The organism is Staphylococcus sp. HMSC62B09, assembly GCF_001839115.1.
GTDB classification, from domain to species: Bacteria; Bacillota; Bacilli; order Staphylococcales; family Staphylococcaceae; genus Staphylococcus; species Staphylococcus haemolyticus.
The window spans coordinates 1-1,457 of sequence record NZ_KV840098.1 but is presented as its reverse complement, the minus strand read 5'-3'; the positions used below and the strand labels follow the sequence as shown (position 1 = coordinate 1,457).

At 34.3% G+C, this 1,457-nt stretch carries 2 protein-coding genes; both read left to right on the top strand.

Annotation, left to right across the window (positions count from 1 at the left end; translation table 11 throughout):
* The first annotated feature begins 684 nt into the window (after positions 1-684).
* Positions 685-828 (top strand): ribbon-helix-helix domain-containing protein, encoded by a 144-nt coding sequence (locus HMPREF3265_RS01970; RefSeq protein ID WP_053023426.1) that lies wholly within the window; start codon positions 685-687, stop codon positions 826-828.
* 67 nt (positions 829-895) lie between these two features.
* Positions 896-1,457, top strand: a 562-nt coding sequence (locus tag HMPREF3265_RS01965) for a replication protein (RefSeq protein WP_070860931.1), incomplete at its 3' end; no start/stop codon positions are given.

The window sequence follows — 1,457 nt, the reverse complement described above, 5'->3', positions numbered from 1 at the left end:
ATTATGAATAATTATATTAAATCAGTTAGACATAGAGTGAAAAATAATAAGCGAATTTAGCTAGCCATATGGCTAGCTTTTTTGCTTATGCAAAAAGGGGCTTGGGGGTTTACCCCCAACAAGCGGGTTTGCAGCACTGAATGAACGTAAGTGAATGAAGTGGCTAGCAAAGCCAATGCTTGCCAAACCTAAATAGAGCGTTTATGCCGAGAAAACATTTTGAGAAAGAAAGGCGAATATGATAGCCACTTTAGTGGCGATTGGTGCAGGTTTTAAGTTGGATTAATTCCAACTTAACAACCAATCCAAATCATATGAGTAAAGTTTCTGCTCAAAATGGAAATTGGAATAAAGCGAAATTAAGGTGGGAATTGGTTTTAGAATTTTAGCAATCTTTTTATTGATTGCTAGGTTTTGGTTTTTTATTTGGATTTTCAAATTTTGGGACTGCCTAGGGGGGTACTACGACACCCCCCCTAGGTTGGTCACTGGTCACGGGTCAAAGTGGTTTGACGCTTACTCTCGCAAGGGATACAGAGCGAAAAATGGGGTAAAATCGGGCGTGGCAAGGGATTGAGCCCCTTTTTTTCGTTTTTTCTTACTTATTTATATATATATCTATCTAAACTGTAAGATTTATGTTATCGTAAAATTTATAGAAAAAAGGATATGGAGTGAAATTTGATGTCTGCAAAAGATGAAAAAAAGAGAGTGATGATAACTCTGAATAATGATGTTTTTGAAAAGTTGGAACGTTTGTCAAAAGAAACTGGTTTAAGTAAATCATCTTTGATTACACTTTGGATCAATGAACAAAAAAAGGCATAAAAAAAGTCGCCACTGGCATGGCGACGAATTTTAATTAAGAGAATTAACTAAGTGAGGTAATTATATCATGGCTAAAAAGAAAGACACAAGAACGCGAAATTGGACATTTTTTGTATATCCAGAGTCTGCACCTTCTAACTGGAGGGAGATTTTAGATAGTTATCATGTACCATGGATAGAAAGTCCTTTGCATGATAAGGATGTAAATAGTGATGGAGAGATAAAAAAGGCACATTGGCATGTATTATTGATGTTCAGTAGTAAAAAGAGTTATACACAAATATTAGAGATTACAGGTCAATTAAACTCACCAAATCCACAAAAATGTACAAATATTAAAGGTATGGTGCGTTATTTTGCTCATATGGATAATCCTGAGAAGTTTCAGTATGAAAAGAGTGGGATTATAGGACATGCAGGAGCAGACCCTCTGACGTATCTTTCTGTTACGTCTGGAGAGAGATACCAATTAATTAGAGAAATGATTGATTATGTTAGAGAAAATGAAATTGATGAACTGCAAGATTTAATAGATTATGCTATTGAAAATAGATATGAAGATTGGTTTCCGTTATTATGCGATAATTCAACCTTTATTATGAATAATTATATTAAATCAGTTAGACATA

What these genes read in the sequence shown, in the direction of transcription:
- HMPREF3265_RS01970 (WP_053023426.1), top strand. Translation starts at nt 685, where the DNA reads ATGTCTGCAAAAGATGAAAAAAAGAGAGTGATGATAACTCTGAATAAT.